This window comes from Pseudomonas sp. NPDC008258, from assembly GCF_042956345.1.
Classification (GTDB): domain Bacteria; phylum Pseudomonadota; class Gammaproteobacteria; order Pseudomonadales; family Pseudomonadaceae; genus Aquipseudomonas.
Genome location: NZ_JBIBGE010000005.1, coordinates 224057 through 249230 on the forward strand (window position 1 = coordinate 224057; position 25174 = coordinate 249230).

Here is a 25174-nt window from a genome sequence, read left to right on the forward strand (position 1 = left end):
CTTGCCGGCGAAGAGGCCAGCAAAAGCCACACAAGCCTAATTGACAACCACCAGACCCACCGCCAATAATCATCGAAGTCATACGACAACCTACAACAATTATCAACAAGAGCCGGCCATGACACCTACTCCCCTCAATCGCCTGCTGCTCACCGGAGCCGCAGGCGGCCTGGGCAAGGTCCTTCGCGAACGCCTGCAAGGCTACGCCGAGGTCCTGCGCCTTTCCGACATCAGCCCCATGGCACCTGCCGCAGGCCCGCATGAAGAGGTCATCACCTGCGACCTGGCGGATAAAGCAGCGGTGCATGCCCTGGTCGAAGGCGTCGACGCCATCATCCACTTCGGCGGCGTGTCTACCGAGCATTCCTTCGAAGACATCCTCGGCCCCAACATCTGCGGCGTGTTCCACGTGTACGAGGCGGCGCGCAAGCACGGAGTAAAGCGCATCATCTTCGCCAGCTCCAATCACACCATCGGTTTCTACCGCCAGGATGAACGCATCGACGCCCACTCCCCGCGCCGCCCAGACAGCTACTACGGGCTGTCCAAGTGCTATGGCGAAGATGTGGCCAGTTTCTACTTCGACCGCTATGGCATCGAAACCGTCAGTATCCGTATTGGCTCGTCGTTCCCGCAACCGCAAAACCCCCGCATGCTCTGCACCTGGCTGAGCTACGACGACCTGGTGCAACTGATCGAGCGCGGGCTGTTCACCCCCGACGTTGGCCACACCATCGTCTACGGCGCCTCCGACAACCGCACCGTGTGGTGGGACAACCGCCATGCCGAGCACCTGGGTTATGCGCCCAAGGACAGCTCCGAACCCTTCCGCGCCGCCGTCGAGGCCCAGCCGGCGCCCGCCGCCGATGACCCGAGCATGGTCTACCAGGGCGGCGCCTTTGCCGTGGCCGGCCCGTTCAACTGACCCCACCCACGCCAGGAGGCACGGCCATGAACTGCGAACTGATCGTCGACGCCCGCAACGGCACCGGCGAAAGCCCGGTGTGGCACCCCGCTGAACAAGCGCTGTACTGGGTCGACATTCCAGCCCGCCAGCTGCACCGCTGGCAGGCGGCCGATGGCATGCATCAGGTCTGGCAGGGCGACGAGATGCTGGCCTGCATCGCCCGCAGCGGCCAAGGCTGGGTTGCGGGTATGGAAAGCGGCATTTTCCAGCTCCGGGCCAACGCCGACGGCAGCCTCGACAGCCGCTTGCTCAGCAGCGCGCCACATGCTCAAGGCGGCATGCGTTTCAACGATGGCCGCTGTGACCGCCAGGGCCGCTTCTGGGCCGGCACCATGCTGCTCGACATGCAGCAAGGTGCCCACGTAGGTGCGCTTTACCGGCATGACGGCGAAGGCCGGCTGCACCTGCAACAGGACGGCATGATCGTGCCCAACGGCCTGGCCTTCAGCCCCGACGGCACACGCATGTACCTGTCCGACTCGCACCCCAATGTGCAGAAGGTCTGGGCCTTCGACTACGACATCGACAGCGGCACGCCGCACAACAAGCGGCTGTTCGTCGACATGCGCGGCTACCCAGGGCGCCCCGATGGCGCTGCCATCGACCAGGACGGCTGCTACTGGATCTGCGGCAACGACGCCGGGCAGATCCATCGCTTTACCCCCGACGGCCGCCTTGACCGCTCACTCAGCGTACCGGTGAAAAAACCGGCCATGTGTGCCTTTGGCGGCGCCAACCTGGACACCCTGTACGTCACCTCGATCCGCCCGGCAGGCACTGACCTCAGCGACCAGCCCTTGGCGGGCGGGGTGTTTGCCCTCAACCCTGGCACCAAAGGCCTGGAGGAGCCTGCCTACCGGGGCTGAGCGCCCCCTGCCGTACCCACACTTGCACGCCCGAAACCAGATAATAAAAAACACGGAGTTTCATCATGACGTTCAAACGCAAGCTGCTTCTTGCCGTACTCCCCTTCGCCTTCAGCGTGGCCATGCCCGCCTCGGCACTGGACATCAAGTTCGCCGAAATCCACCCCGCCGGCTACCCGACCGTGGTCGCCGAGCAGAACATGGGCAAAAAGCTCGAAGCCGCCAGCAATGGCGACATCACTTTCAAGATGTTTGCCGGTGGCGTGCTGGGCTCGGAAAAGGAAGTGATCGAACAGGCGCAGATCGGCGCAGTGCAGATGACCCGCGTCAGCCTGGGGATCGTCGGCCCGGTGGTACCGGATGTGAACGTGTTCAACATGCCCTTTGTGTTCCGCGACCATGAGCACATGCGCAAGATCATCGACGGTGACATCGGCCAGGAAATCCTCGACAAGATCACCAACTCCGACTTCAACCTGGTGGCCCTGGCCTGGATGGACGGCGGCTCGCGCAGCATCTACACCAAAAAGCCCGTACGCAGCCTGGAAGACCTTAAAGGCATGAAAATTCGCGTGCAGGGCAACCCGCTGTTCATCGACATGATGAACGCCATGGGTGGCAACGGTATTGCCATGGACACCGGGGAGATCTTCAGCGCGCTGCAGACCGGGGTAATCGACGGTGCCGAGAACAACCCGCCCACCCTGCTCGAGCACAACCACTTCCAGAGCGCCAAGTACTACACCCTGACCGGCCACCTGATCCTGCCGGAGCCGGTGGTGATGTCCAAGACCACCTGGAACAAGCTCACCCCCGAGCAGCAGGTGCTTGTGAAGAAGGTGGCGCGTGAGGCACAGATGGAAGAGCGGGCGCTGTGGGACGCCAAGTCTGCCGCCAGCGAAGAGAAGCTCAAGGCCGCCGGTGTCGAGTTCATCACCGTCGACAAGAAGCCGTTCTACGACGCCACTGCATCGGTACGGGAAAAATACGGCGCGCAATACGCCGACCTGATGAAACGTATCGACGCGGTGCAGTAAGCGCGACCTCTCCTACCGACCCCGGCAGTGCGGCGCCCGCCGCCCTGCCGCTTTGGTGATGCCCATGAAAAACCTCTTTCTGCGTGCCAACGACACGCTGTACCGCGCTTGTATCTGGGTCGCCGGCCTGTCGATCCTGACCATGTCGCTGATCATCCCGTGGGGCATTTTTGCCCGCTACGTACTTGGCACCGGCTCCAGCTGGCCGGAGCCGGTGGCCATCCTGCTGATGGTGGTGTTCAGCTTTGTCGGCGCCGCCGCCAGCTACCGCGCCGGGGCGCACATGGCGGTGGCGATGATTACCGACCGCCTGCCACCGCTGCAGCGCCGGCTGGTGGCGCTGCTGGTGCAGGTGCTGATGATTCTGGTGTGCGTGTTCATGACTTACTACGGCACCAAGCTGTGCATCACCACCTGGAACCAGTTTCTGGCATCGCTGCCGGGGGTGCGGGTGGGCATGACCTATGCGCCGATCCCGGTGGGTGGTGTGCTGACCCTGGTGTTCGTGCTGGAGAAACTGCTGCTGGGCGACCAGAGCCACCGCAAGGTGGTGCGCTTCGACCAACTGGAAGAAAACGAAGGAGCGGCGTAAATGGATGCGTTCATTCTGTTGGGCAGTTTCATTGCGCTCATCCTGCTGGGCATGCCAGTGGCCTATGCCCTGGGCCTTTCGGCGTTGATCGGCGCCTGGTGGATCGACATCCCGCTGCAGGCGATGATGATCCAGGTGGCGAGCGGGGTTAACAAATTCTCGCTGCTGGCCATTCCGTTCTTCGTGCTGGCCGGCGCGATCATGGCCGAGGGCGGCATGTCACGAAGGCTGGTGGCGTTTGCCGGGGTGCTGGTGGGCTTCGTGCGTGGTGGCCTGTCGCTGGTCAACATCATGGCCTCGACGTTCTTTGGCGCGATTTCCGGCTCGTCGGTGGCCGATACTGCATCGGTGGGCTCGGTGCTGATTCCGGAGATGGAGCGCAAGGGCTACCCACGCGAGTTCTCCACCGCAGTCACCGTCAGCGGTTCGGTACAGGCGCTGCTGACCCCGCCCAGCCACAACTCGGTGCTGTACTCGCTGGCAGCGGGCGGCACGGTGTCGATCGCCTCGCTGTTCATGGCCGGGGTGATGCCGGGCTTGCTGCTGAGCGCAGTGATGATGGGCCTGTGCCTGATCTTCGCCAAAAAGCGCAACTACCCCAAGGGCGAAGTGATCCCGCTGCGCCAGGCACTGAAAATTGCCGGTGAAGCGCTGTGGGGCCTGATGGCCATGGTCATCATCCTGGGTGGCATCCTGTCGGGCGTGTTCACCGCGACCGAGTCGGCAGCCGTGGCGGTGGTGTGGTCATTCTTCGTGACCATGTTCATCTATCGCGACTACAAGTGGCGCGACCTGCCCAAGCTGATGCACCGCACGGTGCGTACCATTTCCATCGTGATGATCCTGATCGGCTTTGCCGCCAGCTTCGGCTACGTGATGACGCTGATGCAGATCCCGTCGAAGATCACCACGGCGTTCCTGACCCTGTCGGACAACCGCTATGTGATCCTGATGTGCATCAACTTCATGTTGTTGCTGCTGGGCACGGTGATGGACATGGCGCCGCTGATCCTGATCCTTACGCCAATTCTGTTGCCTGTGATCACCGGTATCGGCGTGGACCCGGTGCATTTCGGCATGATCATGCTGGTGAACCTGGGGATCGGGCTGATCACCCCGCCGGTGGGGGCGGTGTTGTTCGTGGGCTCGGCGATTGGCAAGGTGAGCATCGAATCGACGGTGAAAGCGCTGCTGCCGTTCTACCTGGCGCTGTTCCTGGTGCTGATGGCGGTGACCTACATTCCGGCCATTTCGCTGTGGCTGCCTAGCGTGGTGTTGTAAATAAAAGCGGGGCCGCTTTGCGGCCCATCGCCGGCAAGCCAGCTCCCACAGGGACCGCACCGCTTTCAAGGCTTGCGCAGTACCTGTGGGAGCTGGCTTGCCGGCGATGGGCTGCAAAGCAGCCCCCTTGGCCCTACCTGCAAACGGATCCTGTACATGGCTGTCCCCTCCTCTGCTGTCGCTCTGTTCCCACGTAAGCTGGCCATCGCCCTGCTGGCCCTGCTGGCCTGCTCATTCGCCGGCAACCACATCGCCGCACGTATCGCCTTCGATGACGGTACCGGCGTGCTGCTGGCCATCCTCTGCCGTTCGGGCATCACCTTCCTGGTGCTGGCCGGCCTGCTGCTGTGGCAACGCCAGGCCATGGGCCTGCCCACCGGCACCCGCCGTTGGCAACTGCTGCTCGGCCTGCTGATCGCCACCCAGAGCCTGTGCCTGTATTCGGCGGTGGCGCGCATTCCGGTGGCCCTGGCATTGCTGGTGGGCAATACCTTCCCGATGCTGCTGGCGCTACTCACCTGGGCACTGGGCGGCGCACGGCCTACTGGCCGCACGGTGCTGTTCATGGGCCTGATCCTGTGCGGCCTGGTACTGGCGCTGGATGTGCCGGCACGCCTGACAGACAGCGGCGCGGCCAACCCACACTGGGCGCTGGGCGTCAGCCTGGCCTTTGGCGCTGCCTGCGCCTTTGCCTGTGCCTTGTGGATCACCGACCACAAGCTGGCCGCCGTGCGCGGCCCCGTGCGCAGCCTGCTGACACTGCTGATCGTATTCTCCAGCATGCTGGTTGCCGGTTTCAGCGGCGTGATGCCGTCCGGCTTGTCGCTGCCGGGCAGCAGCAGCGGCTGGTTGGCTCTTGCCAGCCTGGTGGTGCTGTACGGCATGGCGTTCACCTTGCTGTTTGTCTGCGTGCCAAGGCTGAACATGGCGCAGAACGCCCCTGTGATGAACGTAGAGCCCATCGCCACGCTGCTGCTGGGCTGGGCCTTGCTCGACCAGCAACTCGGCAGCCTGCAATTACTCGGCGGCGCCGTGGTGGTGTGCGGCATCGTGCTGCTCACCTACCGCCGAACCCGTTGATTGTTCATGTGAAAGGAGCCTTGAATGGCTGTGACCGAACTGCACCTGCAGGACGCCCTGACCCGCCTGAGCCTGGCACCGGAACTGGGCGCCAGCCTGGTCAACTGGGAAGTGAAGGCAACCGGGCAGGCTTTGCTGCGCCATTGCGACTCGGCCGCGCTGGAAGCTGGTACACCCCGGCGACTGGGGTGCTATCCATTGGTGCCGTGGTCCAACCGTATTGCCGAGGGTGGCTTTGCCAGGCCTGAAGGCTGGCAGGCACTGGCGCCCAATACCGAACACGACCCCTACCCGATTCACGGCAGCGCCTGGCAGCAGGCCTGGCAGGTGGAGCACCACAGCCAGCGACGCGCACGCCTGACGCTGCACAGTGAAGTGCCGTTTGCCTACCTGGCGACGCTCGATGTGCACTTGCATGAGGGGTGCCTGAACCTGGACCTGCATGTGAAGCACCTGGATGAGCGGGCTAACTGGTATGGGTTGGGATTGCATCCTTACTTCCCGCGGTATCCGGATACGCAGCTGCATGCAGCGGCGCGCAAGGTCTGGCTGGCCGAGGACGGGCAGCTGCCCTCGTATCAGGCCGAGGTGCCGGAGCAATGGCGGTTTGAAACGTTGGGCAACCTGCCCGACACGGTGGTTGATCACGCGTTCAGTGGCTGGCCGGGGGAATGTGTGATTGAACAGCCGGGTGCCGGGTATCGGTTGGCGTGCAGCGCCAGCGGGGCTGAGCACTACTTGCTGTTCTGCCCGCAGGGGCAAGGGTTTTTCTGCTTTGAACCGGTGACTCACCCGGTCAATGCACATCACCTGCCGGGGCGGCCGGGGTTGAGGTTGTTGCAGCAGGGGGAAGAGATGAGCCTGGGGTTCAGGATGCAATATCAGGCGCTGTAATGGTGGTGCCTGGAATTGGGGCTGCCTTGCAGCCCATCGCCGGCAAGCCAGCTCCCACAGGTATTCCACCGGCCCGGCGCCTTGTGCAGTACCTGTGGGAGCTGGCTTGCCGGCGATGGGCCGCAACGCGGCCCCAAAATCTCAAGCCCTACGCAAGTGCCTCAGCTGGCGTTGCCATCGGCTTTTCAGCCGAGGTACCCCGCACCTCGCGCGCCACTTTCCACACCAGCACCGCCGCCACGATGTCGAACGCCGCCAGTACCACGAACAACGGGCTGTAACCAATCTGCGTGACCAGAATGCCGAACACCAGGGTAAACACCGCCGCCCCCAGGTACCCGCACATCCCCCCCATGCCGGTCGCCGTGGCCACCTGGTCCTTGCTGAACGAGTCGGAGGTAATCGAGTACAGCGCCCCCGACAACGTCTGGTGGGCAAACCCGCCAATGCACAGCAACAGGATCGCCGTGTACGGGCTTTCCACCAGGCCGATGCAGGCCGGGCCGATCATGCAGCTGGCACCGAACACCAGCACCACCTTGCGGGAGGTGAACAGCGACACCTTGAAGTAGCGGTGGAACAGCGGGCTGAGATAACCGCCCAGCACACAGCCAATGTCGGCAGCCAGGAACGGCAGCCAGGCAAACATCGCGACTTCCTTGATGTTCATGTGCCGCTCGGTCATCAGGTACAACGGAATCCAGGCGTTGAAGGTTTGCCAGGCCGGTTCCGAGAGGATCCGCGCCGAGGCGATGGCGTAGAAGTTGCGGGCCTTGAAGATACGCTTCCACGCGCCCTTCTCGCGGGTGTCCTGTTTGAAGTGCGCTTCCTGCCCGGCCAGGATGTAGTCGCGCTCCTCGTCACTCAGGCGCTTCTGGTCGCGTGGGTGCTTGTACAGCAGCATCCACAACAGGGTCCAGACAACACCGGAAACGCCGACGATCACGAACGCCAGCTGCCAGCCACTGTGCAGAATGGCCCAGACCACCAGCGGCGGCGCCAGCAAGGCGCCAAGCGACGAGCCGATGTTGAACCAGCCAATCGCCACCGAACGCTCCTTGGCCGGGAACCACTCGGTAGTAGCCTTGACTCCGGCTGGCAAGCCAGCGGCTTCGGTCATGCCCAGCAACCCGCGCATGAACGCCATGCTCTGCCAGCCGCTCGCCAAGGCTGCACCGGCACAGGCCAGTGACCAGGCCATGGCGAACACGGCAAAGCCCAGCTTGGTGCCGATGAAATCGATGAACCAGCCGGCAATCGGCTGCATGAGGGCGTAGCACACCTGCCAGGTGGCGACGATCTTGGCGTATTGCTCGGTAGTGATGGAGAGGTCGGTCATCAAGGTGGGGGCGGCCACCGAGAGGGTGTTGCGGGCGAGGTAGTTGACGACGAGCCCAGCCGTGACAAGGCTGACCATCCACCAACGGATGCCTTTCATCTTCATGGTTCACCTGAATTTCTTGTTTTTAGAGTGGCGAGCGATTGGCGCAAATGCCGGCAGGGCTATTTGCGACAAATTGTTTCAGGTGAAAGAGTGCCATGTCATAGGTCGTCGTACAACAATTATTATTTCAAGCCATTTCCAGCGCTGTTGTACGACCTCAATCCAGCTGCTGGCTCCGCAACGTCTGCGCCAGCATGTCGATAAAGGCCCTGACCTTGGCCGAGCCGTACTTGCTCTCCCGGTGCAATACGTGGATGGGCCAGGGCGCCTCTTCGTACTCGGCCAGCAGCACCTGTAACTGCCCATTGGCCAGCTCATCTGCAACCTGGTACGACAACAGGCGGGCAATCCCCAGCCCACCACTGGCAGCAGCAATGGCCCCGTCATTGCTGGTCACCGTTAGCCGTGGCTTCATGCGTACCATTGTCGGCTCTTCGGTTACCCCGAAACGCCAGCCTGCTCTGGGCGACAGGTTGGTGGTGCCGATCACGGCATGGCCAGCCAGGTCCGAGGGGTGCCTGGGCACGCCATGGCGGGCCAGGTAGTCGGGGGAGGCACACAACATCCGCCGCACCCTGCCGACCCGCAGCGCCTTCAGGCCGGAGTCGGGTAACGGACCGATGCGCACGGCCACGTCCATGCCCTCCTCGACCATGTTCACCACGCGGTCGAGGAAGTAGGCAGACACATCGACCTCGGGATACTGCTGCAAGTAGCGGACGATGCACGGCATGACGAACTTCTTGCCGAACAGGATCGGCGCGGTAACTGCCAGGTCGCCTTTGGGGGAGGCGTTGATGCCCGCAGCGGCTTCGTTGGCCTCGTGGATGCTGGCCAGGATATGCCGGGTGTCTTCCAGGTAGCGGCCGCCGGCTTCGGTCAGGCGTACGCTGCGGGTGGTGCGCAGCAGCAGCTTGACCCCGAGCTGGTCTTCCAGGGCGCTGACGGCACGGGTGACGGCGGCCGGGGAGATGTCCAGGCGGCGGGCGGCCGCGGCGAAGCTTTCCAGCTCGCCGACAGCGACGAACACCTTCATCAGGTGGATCTGGTCCATGCGGGCTCCTGGGGGCTATGAGGTGGCGAGATTATCTTTTATCCGGGCGTTTTGTGTTGCCTGTAATGGCCTCTTCGCGGGCAAGCCCGCTCCCACATTGACCGCATCAACTTCAAGGCATGCGCATTTCTGTGGGAGCGGGCTTGCCCGCGAAGAGGCCGGCCCAGGTAACTCAGGCATCCAGCACCAACGCCTGCCCTCCCTCCTCCACCCTCGCCGGAACGGCACAGCAGATCAGCACAGAACCCGGCTCCGGCATCTCTGCCGGTGGATTGGGGTAATGCACCTGCCCACTGACCAGCCGGGTCTTGCAGGTACCACACGAGCCACCCCGGCAACTGAACTCCGGCGCCAGCCCGCGCGCTTCGGCCAGTTCCAGCAGCGTGCCGCTCCCCGGTGCCCAGCGCGCCTCCTTGGCCGATGCGGCGAAGTACACCGGCACGGGCTCGCTGGCCGCAGGCGGCTGTTGCAAGGTTGGCAGGTCCCCGTCCGTGTGCCGCCGTAACGTCGACGGGCCGAAGGCTTCGGCGTGGATCCGTGCATCGGGCACATGCACCTCGCGCAGCCCTTCATACAGGTCCTGGGTGAAGCTGCCCGGGCCGCACAGGTAGAAGTCGTAGTCGTCCAGTGCCAGCGTCGCCTTGACCTGCTCGATGCCCAGCCGGCCGATGAACTCATAATCTCGCCCAAGCAACGCATGATCTTCAGGCTGGCTCAGGGCACGGTGCACGTGCAGCCGTTCACCGGCCTGTTGCCGCAAGCTCGCCAGCTCCTGCTGGAACGGCAGGTCGCCCAGGCTGCGAGCGCCATGGAACACGTGAATGCGCCGCGGCTGCCCTTGACTCAACTGCTCACGCAGCATGGCCAGCAACGGCGTAATACCCACGCCGGCGCCAATCAGCACAAGCGGCCGGGTACTCTGCAAGTCCAGTGTGAAGCTGCCCATGGGTGGGCGTACGTCAAGCACATCCCCTGGCGCAATGCGCTCATGCAAGTGCCGGGAAACCGGGCCTTGGGCTTTGACGCTAATACGCAAATAGCCGTCGGATGGTGCGCTGGACAGGCTGTAGGTGCGGATCAGCGCCGCTTCACCCTCGCGCCGGATTTGCACCGGAACATGTTGCCCGGCTGCAAAAACCACTGTGCTGTCGACGGGCGGCTGAAGGTAGAACGAGCGGATATCTCGGCTCTCCTGCTCCACCCGCAACACGCGCCAGGCCTGCCATTGGCGCTGTTGCTGGCGTTGTTGCAAACGCACGTCGGCTTCGGCCCAGGTGCCGGTCATCAGGCTGGTCGGTGCGTACTCCTTGAAGGCCCAGCGCAGGGACACCGCGGCCGGCCGCCACACGGCCTGCTCGACCGCCAGCGTCCACAGCCGCTCTGCACCTTCGAAAGCCTGGATAGCCGGGCTTTCCAGCAACAGCTCGGCCCGCCCGCACAGTTGCAGCACGTTGCCAGTGTTGAAGTCGATGAACAGCAAGCCTGCCCGCGGGTTCAGCAACAGGTTGCCCAAGGTGTTGAAATGCAGGTTTCCGGCGTAGTCGGGAATGGTCAGCGTATTGCCTTCGACCTTGACGAACCCTGGCCGGCCGCCACGGTGGGAAACATCCACCGAGCGCTGGCCGTTGTCATGCTCGATATAGCTGGCGACGAAGAACGTGTCGGCAGCCTGGATCATGCTGACCGCCTTGGCATCCAGTGTTGCCGCATCGACACGCGCCTGGGCGGGTTCGGTGACGCGGGTATAGTCACGCAACTGGATGTACTGCGGGCAGTTGCCGAACGACTGCTCCACCGCCACCTGCAATTGCCCACCTGCAGCCTGGCGAATCTGCCCGTTGATGCGGTTGCGCCGACGGGTGTGCAGCTCGATGCCCAGCAGGCCAACCGCCTGCCCTGCCACCAGCCCCGGGGTGGCGGGGTCATTTGCCGGCAAGGTAGTGTCGATCATCAACTGGCGAGGGTCGGGCGAGCTGACGAAACCCTCTGCCCCCTCCAGCAGCGTCGCCCAGGGCCGGCCCTGGGCGTCCACGCTGGCCGCCACCATGAAGGGTAACTGGTGATAGAAGATGCGATGCTGGTCGGGCATATGGTCACGTATGACCTTTTGCCCGAACGCCTCCATGCGCTCTGCTACACCGACCGTTTCCTGCAGGGTTTTCTCGCCCGCATGCCAGGGCGAGGGGCGTTGGTCCTGGGACTGTTGCATGGTGGCGTTCCTCCCGAGGGCGGGGTGTCAGGCGCTGGTTTGCAGCCCGATCACGGTGCGTGGCATAGGCACGAAGCCCGGCAGCGACTCGATACGTGCCAGCCAGCTGCGCACGTTGGCGTAGGGTTCCAGCGACACGTTGCCCTCTGGTGCATGAGCGATGTAAGAGTAGTTGGCGATGTCGGCGATGGTGGGCGTGTTGCCAGCCAGGAACGGCGCCTTGGCCAACTCGGCGTCGATCACCTTGAGCAGGGTATGGGCGCGGGTTATCACTTCGTCGGTGTTGAACGCGGCACCGAACACGGTCACCAGGCGCGCAGCAGCCGGGCCGAAAGCCAGTGGGCCTGCGGCGACTGACAGCCAGCGTTGCACGCGGGCGGCGGCAGCTGGCTCTTCGGGCAACCAGGTGCCGTTGTCATATTTTTTGGCGAGGTAAACCAGGATGGCGTTGGAATCGGCGATCACCGTGCCGTTGTCGTCGATGACCGGTACCTGGCCGAATGGGTTGAGGGCAAGGAAATCCGGCTGCTTGTGGGCACCTTTGGCCAAGTCGACGAACACCAACTCGGTGGGCAGGTTCAGCAGCGACAGCATCAGCTCGATGCGGTGGGCGTGGCCAGACTTGGGGAAGTTGTAAAGCTTGATCGGGTTCGACATGGGCTTGGCTCCTGATCAGCACCGAAATGGGCTGGTGGAGCACATGCTGCACCTGTTCGGCTGGCAGCAGAATCCGTGCGGTGGGGAAACCATAATTTCGCGAGGCGAAATAATAGGCCTGTGCATCGGCCACACACTGCTGTTGCTGCTGAAAAGCCAATTTGCATAGAATGCAAGTAGTTCTCAATAACGAAAACATCTCTTGCCCATGTCCCCCGACCGCGCGCCTATCCAGCAGCTCTACCGCAGCCATCACTCCTGGCTGCAAGGCTGGCTGTACCGCCGCGTCAACGACCGCTGCGATGCCGCAGACCTGAGCCAGGACACGTTCGTGAAACTGCTCACCCACGCACCGCCCACCGAGCTTCGCGAGCCACGCGCCTACCTGGCCACCATCGCCCGACGCCTGCTGCTCAACCTCTACCGCCGTCGCTCCCTGGAGCGGGCCTACCTGGAAGCACTGGCGAACATGCCGCAAGACCAGGCGCCCAGCGCCGAATGCCAGGCGGCGTTGCTGGAAGCCTTGAATAGCGTGGACCGGGTGCTGGCGCGCTTGCCGGGCAAAGCGCGGCGCGCGTTTCTCATGGCGCAGGTGGAAGGTTTCAGCCAGGAACAGATCGCCGAGGAAATGGGCGTAACCGTGCGCTCGGTGCAACGTTGGCTGGTGCGGGCGTTCGAGGAGTGCATCGTACTGGCATCGGAGGGCTGGGCATGATGTCGCCCCCCGTATCACGCCCCGTAGCCCAGCAGGCCGCGCGCTGGTTCCTGTGCTTGCAAGGTGGGGCCAGTGAAGGCGAACAGCAGGCATGCGCAGCCTGGCGGGCGGCCAGTGCCGAACACGAGCGGGCCTGGCAACTGGCGACACGCTTCAGTGCCCAGGTGCAGTCGATCCCGCCCAGCGTGGCCCGCTCCACCTTGCAGCGGCCTGCGGCATTGGGCCGGCGCGCAGCAGTGAAGGCGCTGACATCGCTGGTGGTACTGGGCTCGCTGGGGGTGACCCTGTCACGCACAGGGACGATGGATGCGTTGCTGGCGGATATCAGCACTGCCGTCGGCGAACGACGCCAGCTGACCCTGGACGACGGCACCGAGCTGCACCTGAATACCGATACCGCCGTGGACATCCGCTACAGCGCCGGCGAACGCTTGCTGGTGCTGCGCCGGGGGGAGTTGTATGTCAGCACCGGCAAGGACCCGCGGCCGATGCTGGTGCGCTCGGCATGGGGCATGTTCCAGCCACTGGGCACGCGCTTTGCCGTGCGCCAGTACGAACAGCACGACGAGCTGAAGGTGCTGGAAGGCACGGTGGCGGTTACACCGAGGGCAGGCGGAACCCTACGCATAGAGGCAGGACAGCAAGCGCTGGTCAGTGCCAACCGGGTAAGGCGCGTGGACAGTGCGCTGGCGAGAGTGGACTGGCTGGATGGCGTGCTGCGAGTCGAGCGTATGCCGCTGGCGAGCTTCCTGGCCGAGCTGGGGCGCTACCGGCATGGCTGGGTACGCTGTGCGCCGGAGGTGGCCCGGCTGGAGATTTCCGGGGTGTATCAGCTGGCAGACAGCGATGCAGCGCTGCGGGCGCTGGCGATGGCGTTTCCGTTGCGGGTGAATTACCTGTCGCGGTATTGGGTGACCGTGGTACCGGCCGAGGGTTGAGGTGATGCCTCTGGCCCCTTCGCGGGCGTGCCCGCTCCCACAGGTACAGCGCCAGCTTCGAATGTTGCGCGCTGCCTGTGGGAGCGGGCGTGCCCGCGAAGAAGCCTGCAAAACAGCACATGAAAATGACCGTGTCGTGTTTTATCAGCCTCAGGTGTCCTCTTCCTGAAAACCACCCTTTCAGCCCATCAGGAAGCCCCATGCATCTGCGCCTCACCCTGCTCGCCAGCTTCATCGCCTCGCCCTTCGCCTGGGCCGAGGACGATCGTCATTACGCCATCCCCGCCGGCCCACTGGCCCAGGCCCTGGCCGAGTTTGCTGCCCAGGCCGGTGTGACCCTGCCGCTGGACCCAGCCATGCTTGGCGACTTGCAAAGCCCCGGCCTGCAAGGCGACGTGGGTACTGCCCAAGGTTTCGACCGACTGCTGCAGGGCACCCACCTGGAGGCTGTACCGCAAAGTGGTAACACCTACATCCTGCGCGCCAGGCCGACCTCCTCAGCCCTGCAACTGGACTCGACCAACATCAATGGCCTGCACGACCTGCGGCATTCGGCCATCGGCCCGTTACAGGGCTACAAGGCCTCACGCAGCAGTGTCGGCACCAAGACCGACGCGCCCCTGCGTGATATCCCGCAATCAATTCAGGTAGTGCCGCGCCAGGTGCTGGAAGACCAGCAGGCCAACAGCATGGCCGACGCCCTGAGCAACGTCAGCAGCATCCAGCGTGGCAATACCCATGGCGGCAGTGTCGAGAGCTTCATCGTGCGTGGTTTTCAGGGCACCACCTATGCCATCGACGGGGTGCTGACCAACTCGCTGACCGTGCGCCCGGAAATCCTCACCGACCTGGCCGGCGTGGAGCGTATCGAAGTGCTCAAGGGGCCGGCCTCGGTGCTGTATGGCCGTGGCAACCCGGGCGGGCTGATCAACGTGGTGACGCGCAAGCCAACGCTGGTGCCGGAAGCCCAGGTCAAGCTGCAGGCCGGTTCCTACGACTATCAGCGCGGCCAGGCCTGGCTCAGCGGGCCGCTGTCGACCGAACATGGCGTGGCCGGCAGCCTGGCCATGGCTTACCAGACCGAAGGCAGTTTTCGTGACCTGTACCGCGACAGCCACCGCCGCCACTTTGCCCCGTCGCTGTCGTGGGCACCAGGTGAACACACCCGGATAGACATGGGCCTGGAATACACCGAGACCGATGCCCAGTATGACCGCGGACTACAGGTGATCGGCAACCGCGTCGACTCCCGGCACAAGGTCTTCCTGGAAGAGCCCTGGTCACACAGCAACAGCGACAAGACCGCCGCCTGGTTCAAGCTGGAACACGACCTGAACGATTGGCTGACCCTGCGCCAGGTCACCCGTTGGGACAAGTCGAACAAGACCATGCTCAACATTTCTCAGCGCACGCTGGAGAAAGACGGCTTTACCCTGACCCGCCGTGCTACCGACTTTGACGAAACCCAGCGCTCGCTCAGCGCCCAGTTCGAGGCGGTCGCACGCTTCACCACCGCCGGGCTGGCGCATCAGTTGCTGGCGGGGGTGGAGTCGGTAATGGGGAGGCGCAGCGTGACCATGCTGCGTGCCGATGTCGCCCCGCTGAATATCTGGAGCCCCGTGCATGGCGCACAGCCAGGGCTTTTCCGCTTTGGCGAGGACTCGCGCTTCGATCAGGAAACTTACGGTGTATACGTGCAGGACCAGATAGACCTGGGCGAGCAATGGAAGCTGCTGCTGGGTGTGCGCCATGACCAGGTCAAGCAACGCAACCGCAACTACACCGAGACGGGCAACTACAGCGATATCGACATCGATCCATCCGATACCTCCCCTCGCGCCGGACTGGTCTATCAGCCCACCGAGCGCCTGGCGCTGTACCTCAGCTACAGCACCTCCTTCGCCCCGCAGAACCGCCTGACCCGGGACCGCAGCGTGCTCGACCCGGAGACCGGTGTGCAATACGAAGTCGGGGCCAAGTACGACATCATCCCCGAGCGCCTGTCGGCGACGCTGGCGGCGTTCGAGATCCGCCGCAAGAACCTGGCGGCCAACGACCCGTTGGACAGCAGTTATTCGATCCAGACGGGCGAGCAGCGGGTGCGTGGCGTCGAGCTGGATGTAAGCGGCGAGATTCGTGACGGCTGGAACGTGATCGGTAACATCGCGGTACTCGACGCCAAGCTGGTCGAGGATACGCGCTATGAGGAAGGCAACCGGCTGGAGGGGGTGCCAGTGGTCAGTGGTTCGCTATGGTCGACCTATCAGCTACAGGATGGACCGCTACAGGGGCTTGGCTTTGGTGCGGGCGTATTCTTTGCCGGCAAGCGCTATGGCGACCTGGCCAACAGCTACAGCGCCAGTGGTTACGGGCGGCTGGACCTGAGTGTGTTCCACGACTTCGACGAGCACCTTCGGGTGTCGCTGAACGCACGCAATGTGCTGGACAAGGACTACATCGAGACCATTTCCAGTGCGGGGAATTATGCGGGTGAGCCGGCATCGCTGGTGGCGACGGTAAGCCTGGGGTTCTGAGCTATTTGTGTGCCGGTGCTGCTGGCCTCTTCGCGGGTGAACCCGCTCCCACAGCTACGGTATGATCCCTGTGGGGGCGGGTTACACCGAGAAGGCGAACACCGTCTTTAAAATGAACACCCTGTGATAGCCACTCAAGCCAATCGCTGCTGGCGTTGGTACAGATAAAGCACATGTATAGCATCGACTACCAACGGAACAGTCGCCTGGTGCTCATCCAGGCTCATCTTGTCAAGGATGGATAAATTTTCTTCCATGCCGTGCATGGCTATCGCGTCAAGATGGACTTGAAGAGTGGCAGGCAACGGTTCCCACTGCCCAAGTCGAATGCCCCTCATGTACCCGAAGCACCATTCCTCAAGCACTACGATCTGACCCTGCTCGGTATCTCTGACCTCGAAGAGCAAGTCCAACTCGTCACCGGCTTCGCTGAGCATCACTGCGACAGTGTTGTAGAACTTGATGAGCAGATCCATGTAGCGCTGAGCCTGAGCTTTGGTTTTGAACCGAGGCAGTTCTCCACCGGATACCTCCGGCAGCCATTCACTCGGTGTTACCAGGCGCGGCGAGCTGCATAGGGCGTTGAAAAAGCCATCGAGCTCGCTGATATCAAGAATGGCGTCATCGTTGCCATACTTGAATAGCAGTTCTCCCAGCTCGTCCAGTTCTGGACCGGTAATCGCGTTTGTCATCAGCGTCAATTCTGCAGGCGGTGGTAACGGTAAAGCTTACGTGCTGCATCAATCACTTGAGGAACACACGCCTGAATATCCTGTTCAGACATCTGATCCAGCAGCTCGAAATTATCCTCCAGCCCATGCAGCGAAATGGCCTTGAGCAGTTGGTCCTGCTCGGGCGGCAACTCGCTCCAGCCGGCGACCTGGGTACCGCGCATGTAGCCGAAGCACCACTCTTCCATCACGATGACGGTGCCCTCCTCGCCTTCGCTCTCCTCAAACAGGGGCTCGAACTGTTCGACATCGTCGCCCAGCGTTTCTGCTACCTGGCTGGCATAGCGCAGCATCAGCGCCACATAGGCTTCTTCATGCGCTGGCTTCTTGAACTTTGGTACCTTGCCACCGGCCACCGCAGGCAACCAATACTCCGGCGTGACGGTGGATGCCGAGCTGGCCAGTGCAGTGAAAAATCCGTTGAGCTCGGCCAGGTTGAGCACCGAGTAGTCATTACCGTAGGTGATCAGCAGGTCTTCGAGACGGTCGAGTTCTTTTGGGCTGAGTGCAGGGAGCATGGGGTGAGAATCCTGAAAAGCAAAAGTGGGAGCACCCTAGCACAGCAACGCCGGAAGAGCTGCCCGCGTGAGCTAGCGCACGGGCAGATAGTTCAGGCGTGCAACCAGGCCTGCAGTTCATGTTGCCGATTGGTACCAATCAGCAGCCACAGCAAGATGCGGCACTTGCGTGGGCAGAGTTGCCCAGCCATGTGTACGCCCTTTTTTTGCAGGTCGATCTCTGCACCCTCAAACCCATAGGTTGTCCGGGCTGTTGGCCCACTCCCTGTGCGCGTGGCTACAACCACTGGCAAGGTAGGCGCCAGATGCCCCAGCACATCGCTCCAATTGGCGGCGACATGCCCGGCGCCGAAGCCGGCAATGACCAACCCTTCATAGCCCAATGTGGCCACAGCCTGCAGCAGCGCCGTGTCTGCATCCAGACAGGCTTCGAGCAAGGCAACGCGCTGGTCGGTGCGATGGGGTAACGGCAGTACTTCCCGTCGCCCTGGCGGATGCCGATATACCACCACCCCTTCCACTACTTCACCCAATGGGCCACAGTCGGGCGATTCGAACGCCGCTATCGCCATGCTGGCCGTCTTGCGAACCCTTGCCGGGGAGTGAACCTGATCATTCATCACCACAAGCACACCTCGCCCGCAGCTGCCGTGTGCCAATGCAACCTGAGCTGCAGCCAGCAGGTTGGCCGGGCCATCATTGCCCGGCTGGCTGGCCGAACGCATCGCACCGGTCATGACTAATGGGGCATCGAATGGCCATAGCAAATCCAGCAAATAAGCCGTTTCCTCCAGGCTATCTGTTCCCTGACTCACTACCACGGCCTGGGCTCCGCGCTCCACCTCGCGCCGCGCCCATTCCAGCACTTCCAGCATCGTTGCGAAGTCCAGCGATGCACTAGGGACCAGACACAAAGAAGCAACGTTCAACTGCGCCATCTCGCGCAACTCGGGAATCTGGAGCAATTGCTGCTCGCAGTCCAGCGTTGGCTTCACACCGCACCCGGCAACCCCGGCTCGCATACTGACCGTGCCCCCAAGGCTCGCTATCGACAGCCTGGGCAGGCTCAAATGTTCAATCATGCTTCGCCCCCCACAAGTAAGCCGATCAGCGGTACGATCGCCAACGTGCTGATGGCCATCGATACCACATTGCCGATGTAGCCGTGCACATAGGCCGGCAGCCGCTGAGTGATCGCCACCGCCAGTGGCGGAGCCACCAGCGCACCCAGCACTGCGCTGCTCACCACCACTTGCCAGCTGCCGCCTAGCGTCAGCACTGCGGCAGGGACGATCGACACAATTGGAATATAGGTGGGGTACCAGCCGCGGGCTCTCCACTGTTCGCGCCAGAATACGACCCCGACGAAGGATGCCAAGGCCTGCCCGGCCACTATCTCCATCACCAGCATCGAACCGTATGAAGGTGCAGCCGGGGCCAACAGGGAGGCCAGCAACACGCCCAGCAACAGCCCGAGGCTGGCCAGTTCGTTACCCAAGAATGGAGCTTCGCTGAAATCGGCCAGGACGCGCCGCAAAGTCCAGACTACACCGTAGTCTGGCTGGTTGACGGCCGGTTCCACCAAGGTGGGTTCGTGGCATCGGCGTACCCATGCAGGAAAGCGCTTGCACAGCATGAACGCCACGACACTTGCCACCGCCATGCCACTCACGTTGCCGACTACCGTTGGCAACTGCAAGGGATAGCACAGGTAGTTGACTATCAGCAGGCTGGCCGGTGTTACCAGTAGCGCCCCCAGTAGTGCACCAGTGATCGTCACCCGCCAGCCCGCACCAAACAGCAATACCATCGCGGCCGGCAACGAGACGAAGGCGACGAAGGTGGGCTGCCAGGTGCCACTGCCCAAGGTCCATCCCCACAACGCATGACTGAGCAGCAGGCCCAACAGCGAACTGGTGAATACCCATGGCCACAGCCCGCTGCCGTAGCAGATGGCAAAGCCCTGCCAGCTATACCCTCGCAATTGGGCCCAGTGCGCCAGGCAAGCGCCTGACAACAACCCCAGTGCAGGCAGTTCGTGCTTGTAGAATGCTACTTCACTGATATCACCGACGATCCAGCGCAAGCGGCTAAGAGGCTGATCGAGCGTTGCCACCATAAATGCGTAATCCGGCCATTGGCCATGGGCAAGGCTCGCAGCGAGAACCACCAGCAGACAGGCAAAAATCAACATGGGCCAACGCTGCTGTCGTGAGAAGAGGAGCGTGTTCATTTGCGACTCCTCAACGTGGCATAGGCGCGTGCAAGCGGTAGCCAAGGTTCGCATCGTAGAGGTCGGTACGCCGGTCCCGAGGCAGATCGTTGAGGCTGTTCCAGATCGGTGCCGAGCGTGCACTGCTGAGATCTACATCGGCATAGAGAATCTCTTCGGCCTCTGCGCTCCCCACTTCGCCGATCGGCCAGCCGTTGGTACCGGCGATCAGCGAGCAGCCCAGGAAGCGCCCACCGCGCTCGCTCCCGACACGGTTCGCGGCGGCGATATAAACGTTGTTGACATGCGCTGCCGTCATGGTCAGGTACGAGGCCATGCAGCGCCCTGCATCATCGAACAGCGGGGGTGGGGTCCATACCCAGTTATTGAGACTGCAGATGATGTCTGCACCTTGAGCAGCCATCAGACGCGGGACTTCCGGAAACCAGATGTCCCAGCATATAAGCAGGCCGATCCGCCCGATCGGCGTCTCGAACACCGGGAACCCCAAATCGCCGGGGGTGAACCAGAGTTTTTCCTGGTTCCAAAGATGCGCCTTACGGTAGTGCCCAAGCCGACCTTCAGGGCCAAACAGTACAGCACTGTCGTAGAGCTTCAACCCGTCGCGTTCGGAAAAACCTGCAGCCAGGTAAACCTGGTACTCCCTGGCGAAGTCCGCCCAGGCTTTCAGACTGGGCCCGTCCTGCAGCGTCTCTGCATGTGCATAGGCTTCGGCACGGGAGTTGAAGGTGTAGCCGGTGTTCGCCAACTCAGGCAGTACGATCAGGTTGGCCCCTTCGCGCGCTGCGCGTCGGGCCAGTGCCAGACCTCTGCCCAAATTGCGCTCACAGTGATCAAGACCGACCTGAGGGTCGTACTGGATGACAGCGACACGTACAGGGCTGACGGAGGAACAGAATTCAGACATGGCGGCTTCCTTTTGTGGTTGTTTTGGAAGGACGCCAGTAAAGCGATGTTGGGCCAGGGGACGACAGTCAGGAGGGTCCTATGGGACCAAAGGAAAACCACATAATCACAGTAGGACTCCCCCTACAAACCGCCCGGTACGCCGCTATTTCCCAACTTGGTAATGTGGGTAGTGCTCAAGGGTGAAGCCACCATTGAATTGCGCTGAAGTGTTGTTGCAGAGGTTGATGACCGTATCAATTGCCGTGCGCAAACACGGCTCGGTCCATCCGGCGTCAACCGAGAAGGACTCTCCAGCCAGATACAACCCTGAACTCGCACTCAGATCGCGGTTGTACTTCATCAAGCTGACCGCATCAAAGTAGGTACCCGCCCTGTACAACTTCGCGCACCCGAGCGCATTTCGGTCGGTGACCCAACGCTGTATGCAAATATTTCGGGTATCGATATAGGGCGATATAGCCTCACCCACATTGCTGCACCGCAGAAGAATCCGATCGAGCTCCTTCAGGCATTTTGCCGCCAACTCTTCATCCGAGAAGGCTGCCAATTTCGTCGCATCATCCTCCCACGTATAACTGAGGAGAATGCAATCGTCTGGATAGCTGTCGTTGTACCGATAGGCATAGACGTCGTGAACAAAGCTATCGGTAATCAGGATTTGCGGCATCGGCTTGCGGTCGAGGAAGCTTTTCTTCAGTGGTGCATAGACCTTGCAGCTTGTCTCCCAGTGAGCATGCTTCCAGGCATCGATAATCGACTGCGGCAACATCTGGCAAGTGAAGCCGCTGAGGCGGATGTTGGTTTCGATCAGCCATGAAGGAGTGGTCATGATCACGCTGTCGAAGTCTTCATACTCGGTATTCTCGTGAGCCGGATCACTGCATTGCCAGCGATATCCGACCCGAACACGGCCATTTTCCAGTTTCTGCACCGCGCACACTGACGTATCTGTCAGCAAACCGTCATCTCTTTTCAGCAGGTGTTCATACAACGAGATCCCCTTCATGCCAGCGTCCAGGTACAAAAGACTTTCGTCCATGGCGGCAATTCCGAGATAAGCAGGTGCTTGAAACGGTAATCCCCTGCTATCAGGTACAGTGTTGGCTTCAAGATGCGGAGCAGCGTAAGGCACGCCCCGTGAATCCACACGGCCATGCACCAACTGCAAATGGCTGCTGAAGCCAAAGATTGCCGTCCGTAGCGGGTACAGGCAGCAAACATCATAAAATGCTCCCCAGCTGCCGTCGCCAATACCGATTGCGTAGAAAATGGCTGACTCTTCACTGCTCATACCCAAACCGCCAAAGTCACCGGGGCTTTCAGGATCCCAGGCAACGAGGGCGGGCAAGTGCACCAAATCCCTGAACGACAATCGGTGATAGCGCTCAACGATAGCCTGCCATATCGGCTCCCAGCCAGGCGTGCCATAGACCTTGGAAATATGTTCAGCAAACCGTTCAGCAAAACTGCGCCATTTCTCGTAGACCTGCTGCAAGACAGCCGACGGTGGCGATGCTTCCCCTGACGGATTACGCCAGACCAACAGCGCCGGCTCTCCCTCACCATTCAGTTGTCCTTCACGAAGATAAATACCCGTGGCATTTACCCAAGGTGTGCCTGGATTGGGGAAATCGGAAATCCGTAGCTCGAACAGCTTGGCGTAATACGCCATAAGCGAGCGGCCATCCTTAGGTGGCTCTCCTGTCCTATTGAAGAAAGGCATGCGCATGGCCCCCATTTCAAAAGGGGTTACAGGTTGCTTGTGGCTTCCAGGGTTGTTCACGACCGTCAAGTGTCGCCCGCCCACACGTCGGGACTGCTCGATCAAGGTGATACGGTTAAATCCACAGCGCAATAATTCTCGGGCCGCGGTCAAACCGGTAACGCCGGCACCGACTATACAAATGCGGTGATCGGGCTGTGTGGCACGAGCCACGCCTTGCTCTTGTTCGACCAGACGGCGATAGTCAAAGCAGAGGTCTGGTGGATTAGGGAAACGTGCGGCCCAAGGCTGCATGGGCAGCGATGGGTCGATGGCCAGATCGGCGGGATGGTTGTGTGTAGAACCAATGGTCATGTTCTCATGTTCTCGATCAGTCGAAGAACCTGAGAATGACCACTTGCGAGATGCGTAAGGGGGTTGTTATACACCACCAGCTGGTACCTACAGGATCGTGTGATACCTGAGGGTGCCAGCCAGCGATTTGGTCGTTACGTCCTACACCGCCAGCGCGCGCTGGCGCAGCTCGCTGTTGAGGATGCGGTCGTTTTCGCTGTAATCGACCGGGCAGTCGATCACGTGCACGCCCGGGGTCTTGATGCAGTGTTCCAGCAGCGGCAGCAGGCCTTCGGCGCTTTCCACGCGGTGGCCGTTGGCACCGTAGGCTTCGGCGTACTTGACGAAGTCCGGGTTGCCGTAGTCCAGGCCGAAATCGGTGAAGCCCATGTTGGCCTGCTTCCAGCGGATCATGCCGTAGCCGTCGTCACGCAGGATCACCACAGTGACGTGCATGTTCAGACGGACTGCGGTTTCCAGTTCCTGGCTGTTCATCATGAAGCCACCGTCGCCGCATACCGAGATCACTGGGCGGTCCGGGTAAACCAGGTGCGCAGCCATGGCCGATGGCAGGCCGGCGCCCATGGTCGCCAGGGCGTTGTCCAGCAGCACGGTGTTCGGCTTGTGCGCTTTGTAGTTACGGGCGAACCAGATCTTGTAGATGCCGTTGTCCAGGGCAACGATGCCTTCGGATGGCAGCACGCGGCGGATGTCGGCAACCAGGCGCTGCGGGTAGACCGGGAAGCGGTTGTCGTCAGCACCTTCGGCAATCTGCGTTTCGTTGGCCTCACGGATGGCCAGCAGGCGGGTGAAATCCCAGTGCGAGGTGTCGGTCAGCGCTTCGCTGATCTGCCACACGGCGTTGGCGATGTCGCCGATCACTTCAACCTGTGGGAAGTACACGGCATCGACTTCGGCGGAGCGGAAGTTGATGTGGATGACTTCGGTACCGCCACGCACCATGAAGAACGGCGGCTTCTCGATTACATCGTGGCCGATGTTGACGATCAGGTCGGCAGCTTCGACGGCGCGGTGCACGAAGTCACCCGACGACAGCGCGGCGTTGCCCAGGAAGCGTGGGTGGCGCTCGTCGACCACACCTTTACCCAGCTGGGTGGTGATGAACGGGATGCCGGTCTTGTCGATCAGTTGCTTGAGGACCTTGGCGGTCATCTTGCGGTTGGCACCGGCGCCGATCACCAGGATCGGGTTACGGGCGTTCTGCAGCTTCTCGACAGCAGCCTCAATGGCCACGTGCTCGGCCAGCGGGCGGCGGTGCAGGCTGCGCGGGATCGGCAATGCGTCGGTCTGCTCGGCGGCGATGTCTTCCGGCAGCTCCAGGTGTACCGCACCCGGCTTTTCTTCTTCGGCCAGGCGGAAGGCTTCGCGCATGCGCGACGGGATGTTGTCGGCCGAGGCGAACTGGTGGGTGTACTTGGTGATGGGGTCCATCATGCCGCACACGTCAATGATCTGGAAGCGGCCCTGCTTGGACTTCTTGATCGGCTTTTGCCCGGTGATCATCATCATCGGCATGCCGCCCAGGTAGGCGTAGGCGCTGGCGGTGACCAGGTTGGTGGCACCAGGGCCGAGGGTCGACAGGCTGACGCCGGTCTTGCCGGTCAGGCGGCCATAGGTGGCAGCCATGAAACCTGCAGACTGCTCGTGACGGGTCAGTACCAGCTTGATCTTCGACTTGCGCAGGGATTCGAGCAGGTCGAGGTTTTCCTCACCGGGAATGCCGAATACATACTCGACACCTTCGTTTTCCAGGCATTGCACAACGACATCGGCGGCCTTGGCCATCTTGCTTGCTACCTCAAGTGATGGGACGGTGGAAGTCCGGAAATGCGCAGCACGGTGCGCTGGCATCGCCAGGTCCAGGGGCAGGAGTGCCCTGAACCAAAGTCTTGACGAAGGGTAGCCGAGCGAAAGTCACGTTTATGTAACGGTAATATTGTCGCAGTCTGGGGGCAAAAATACGCTCAGTGTGGGAGCGGGCGCGGTCCCTGTGGGAGCGGGCGCGCCCGCGAACACCGGCAAAGCCGGTGCCATCCACCGCGTTGCCTGCTTCGCGGGCGTGCCCGCTCCCACAGGGATTGTTGTGAGGCCAGGGGACTTTTTTTGGCCCACAAAGACAAAACCCCTACCTGCGTGCGCAGATAGGGGTTTTGCGAAATGAATCTTGACGATGACCTACTCTCACATGGGGAAACCCCACACTACCATCGGCGATGCATCGTTTCACTGCTGAGTTCGGGATGGGATCAGGTGGTTCCAATGCTCTATGGTCGTCAAGAAATTCTGTAGCCAGAATGTCCAGATGGACAGCCCAGCGAATCCGGATATGTGAATTTGTGGTTGCGAACTTTCGGTTCTTTCGTCTTCACCACCGCAATCTGCATGAGCAAATTGCTTGGGTGTTATATGGTCAAGCCTCACGGGCAATTAGTATTGGT

General features: G+C 61.8%; 21 protein-coding genes and 1 rRNA gene. 10 read left to right on the forward strand and 12 right to left on the reverse strand.

Going from position 1 to position 25174, the window contains the following annotated elements; genetic code table 11:
- The first annotated feature begins 118 nt into the window (after positions 1-118).
- The 7 genes from ACFY9W_RS06145 to ACFY9W_RS06175 all read left to right on the forward strand — a co-directional run bounded on the left by ACFY9W_RS06145 (position 119) and on the right by ACFY9W_RS06175 (position 6717).
- Complete coding sequence (locus tag ACFY9W_RS06145) at positions 119-925, forward strand: NAD-dependent epimerase/dehydratase family protein (protein ID WP_391127156.1); 807 nt, start codon at positions 119-121, stop codon at positions 923-925.
- 26 nt (positions 926-951) lie between these two features.
- Positions 952-1833, forward strand: a complete 882-nt coding sequence (locus ACFY9W_RS06150) for an SMP-30/gluconolactonase/LRE family protein (RefSeq protein ID WP_391127159.1) — start codon at positions 952-954, stop codon at positions 1831-1833.
- 65 nt (positions 1834-1898) lie between these two features.
- Positions 1899-2870: a TRAP transporter substrate-binding protein DctP gene (locus ACFY9W_RS06155; RefSeq protein WP_391127162.1), complete on the forward strand. Its 972-nt coding sequence runs from the start codon at positions 1899-1901 to the stop codon at positions 2868-2870.
- A gap of 64 nt (positions 2871-2934) precedes the next feature.
- Positions 2935-3462: a TRAP transporter small permease subunit gene (locus ACFY9W_RS06160; protein ID WP_391127165.1), complete on the forward strand. Its 528-nt coding sequence runs from the start codon at positions 2935-2937 to the stop codon at positions 3460-3462.
- A complete protein-coding gene (locus ACFY9W_RS06165; protein ID WP_019472239.1) occupies positions 3463-4743 on the forward strand; it encodes a TRAP transporter large permease in 1281 nt (426 codons plus the stop codon).
- A gap of 156 nt (positions 4744-4899) precedes the next feature.
- A complete protein-coding gene (locus ACFY9W_RS06170; RefSeq protein WP_391127169.1) occupies positions 4900-5823 on the forward strand; it encodes an EamA family transporter in 924 nt (307 codons plus the stop codon).
- Between the two features lie 24 nt (positions 5824-5847).
- Positions 5848-6717 (forward strand): aldose 1-epimerase, encoded by an 870-nt coding sequence (locus ACFY9W_RS06175; protein ID WP_391127172.1) that lies wholly within the window; start codon positions 5848-5850, stop codon positions 6715-6717.
- A 148-nt stretch (positions 6718-6865) separates the two neighbouring features.
- On the opposite strand, the gene ACFY9W_RS06180 is transcribed toward ACFY9W_RS06175, so the two are convergent.
- The 4 genes from ACFY9W_RS06180 to ACFY9W_RS06195 form a co-directional block, all read right to left on the reverse strand.
- Positions 6866-8161 (reverse strand): MFS transporter, encoded by a 1296-nt coding sequence (locus tag ACFY9W_RS06180; RefSeq protein WP_391127175.1) that lies wholly within the window; start codon positions 8159-8161, stop codon positions 6866-6868.
- 157 nt (positions 8162-8318) lie between these two features.
- On the reverse strand, positions 8319-9215 hold the full coding sequence (locus ACFY9W_RS06185; RefSeq protein ID WP_391127177.1) for a LysR substrate-binding domain-containing protein: 897 nt from the start codon (positions 9213-9215) through the stop codon (positions 8319-8321).
- Positions 9216-9387: 172 nt separating this feature from the next.
- Positions 9388-11424 (reverse strand): pyridoxamine 5'-phosphate oxidase family protein, encoded by a 2037-nt coding sequence (locus tag ACFY9W_RS06190; protein WP_391127180.1) that lies wholly within the window; start codon positions 11422-11424, stop codon positions 9388-9390.
- Between the two features lie 27 nt (positions 11425-11451).
- The gene (locus ACFY9W_RS06195) at positions 11452-12081 is read right to left on the reverse strand and encodes a glutathione S-transferase family protein (protein ID WP_264360494.1); all 630 of its coding nucleotides are present in this window, start codon (positions 12079-12081) and stop codon (positions 11452-11454) included.
- Positions 12082-12289: 208 nt separating this feature from the next.
- Here ACFY9W_RS06195 and ACFY9W_RS06200 point away from each other — a divergent pair, with 208 nt between their 5' ends.
- From ACFY9W_RS06200 to ACFY9W_RS06210, 3 genes are all read left to right on the forward strand, one after another.
- On the forward strand, positions 12290-12796 hold the full coding sequence (locus ACFY9W_RS06200; protein WP_391127224.1) for a sigma-70 family RNA polymerase sigma factor: 507 nt from the start codon (positions 12290-12292) through the stop codon (positions 12794-12796).
- Complete coding sequence (locus ACFY9W_RS06205) at positions 12793-13734, forward strand: FecR domain-containing protein (protein ID WP_391127184.1); 942 nt, start codon at positions 12793-12795, stop codon at positions 13732-13734. Before ACFY9W_RS06200 ends, ACFY9W_RS06205 begins: the two co-directional genes overlap by 4 nt.
- 200 nt (positions 13735-13934) lie before the next feature.
- Positions 13935-16268, forward strand: coding sequence for a TonB-dependent siderophore receptor (locus ACFY9W_RS06210; RefSeq protein WP_391127187.1), 2334 nt, complete (start codon positions 13935-13937; stop codon positions 16266-16268).
- 134 nt (positions 16269-16402) lie between these two features.
- Here the strand turns inward: ACFY9W_RS06210 and ACFY9W_RS06215 are convergent, their stop codons facing one another.
- The 8 genes from ACFY9W_RS06215 to rrf all read right to left on the reverse strand — a co-directional run bounded on the left by ACFY9W_RS06215 (position 16403) and on the right by rrf (position 25014).
- Positions 16403-16960 (reverse strand): UPF0149 family protein, encoded by a 558-nt coding sequence (locus tag ACFY9W_RS06215; protein WP_391127190.1) that lies wholly within the window; start codon positions 16958-16960, stop codon positions 16403-16405.
- A 5-nt stretch (positions 16961-16965) separates the two neighbouring features.
- A complete protein-coding gene (locus ACFY9W_RS06220; RefSeq protein ID WP_391127192.1) occupies positions 16966-17517 on the reverse strand; it encodes a UPF0149 family protein in 552 nt (183 codons plus the stop codon).
- A 92-nt stretch (positions 17518-17609) separates the two neighbouring features.
- Complete coding sequence (locus tag ACFY9W_RS06225; RefSeq protein WP_391127195.1) at positions 17610-18599, reverse strand: asparaginase domain-containing protein; 990 nt, start codon at positions 18597-18599, stop codon at positions 17610-17612.
- Positions 18596-19750, reverse strand: a complete 1155-nt coding sequence (locus ACFY9W_RS06230; protein WP_391127198.1) for a hypothetical protein — start codon at positions 19748-19750, stop codon at positions 18596-18598. Before ACFY9W_RS06230 ends, ACFY9W_RS06225 begins: the two co-directional genes overlap by 4 nt.
- A gap of 10 nt (positions 19751-19760) precedes the next feature.
- Positions 19761-20657: a nitrilase-related carbon-nitrogen hydrolase gene (locus tag ACFY9W_RS06235; protein ID WP_391127201.1), complete on the reverse strand. Its 897-nt coding sequence runs from the start codon at positions 20655-20657 to the stop codon at positions 19761-19763.
- Positions 20658-20801: 144 nt separating this feature from the next.
- Positions 20802-22736 carry an FAD-dependent oxidoreductase gene (locus ACFY9W_RS06240; RefSeq protein ID WP_391127203.1) on the reverse strand — a complete coding sequence of 645 codons (1935 nt, stop codon included), beginning with the start codon at positions 22734-22736 and terminating at the stop codon, positions 20802-20804.
- Between the two features lie 141 nt (positions 22737-22877).
- A complete protein-coding gene (locus ACFY9W_RS06245; RefSeq protein WP_391127206.1) occupies positions 22878-24521 on the reverse strand; it encodes an acetolactate synthase large subunit in 1644 nt (547 codons plus the stop codon).
- A 377-nt stretch (positions 24522-24898) separates the two neighbouring features.
- A 5S ribosomal RNA gene (gene rrf / locus ACFY9W_RS06250) occupies positions 24899-25014 on the reverse strand.
- Positions 25015-25174 lie beyond the last annotated feature (160 nt).